Source organism: Porphyromonas levii, from assembly GCF_018206105.1.
Lineage (GTDB): Bacteria > Bacteroidota > Bacteroidia > Bacteroidales > Porphyromonadaceae > Porphyromonas_A > Porphyromonas_A levii.
This window is the reverse complement of record NZ_JADRGN010000098.1, coordinates 1-491: the sequence shown is the minus strand read 5'-3', so window position 1 is coordinate 491 and position 491 is coordinate 1. Positions and strand designations below refer to the sequence as shown.

The following is a 491-nucleotide window of genomic DNA, read 5'->3' as shown; positions in this document are numbered from 1 at the left end:
CTGATTGAGCTCCTCTTCTTTTTGACTAAGCTCTCCGTCCTTCTGATTAAGAAGATCCTCCAGCTCCTCGACCCTGCGATTTTGCATGTCGAGGAGTGTTAATAGCCGTTGAACTTCGGCATTAGTTTGAGGTATCTTCTTGCTCTCTTTCATAGTATAAAGATACCAAAAATATGCAAGACTGCCTAGTGTTTATGCGACTTTTTCGCCTTTGTTAAATCTTTTTCTTCTCCTTACACTAGGGGCAATTCCTTCTATCAGTAATACCATTTCATCCCAACGAATTCGCCTAAACCCAACAGCATTTTTGACAAACACCTTATGGCTTATCCGACCACATTCCAGGCGTTTATGGTAAATCACATACCCGCCCCGTTCCCAGTGGAGCAATTTCATCGTAGTCCTCGACCTATTGATAAACACAAACACATCCCCCTCTAAAGGATTGCGACCATCTCTAAGAATGATCCCCTCCAAACCTCCAAACCCTT

Annotated in this window: 1 protein-coding gene; it reads right to left on the bottom strand. The window is 43.2% G+C overall.

Features of this window, described 5'->3' with window-relative positions; genetic code table 11:
- Positions 1–192: 192 nt before the first annotated feature.
- Positions 193–491: IS66 family insertion sequence element accessory protein TnpB (tnpB, locus tag IX315_RS09660; protein WP_211837426.1), on the bottom strand; the 299-nt coding region annotated here is incomplete at its 5' end.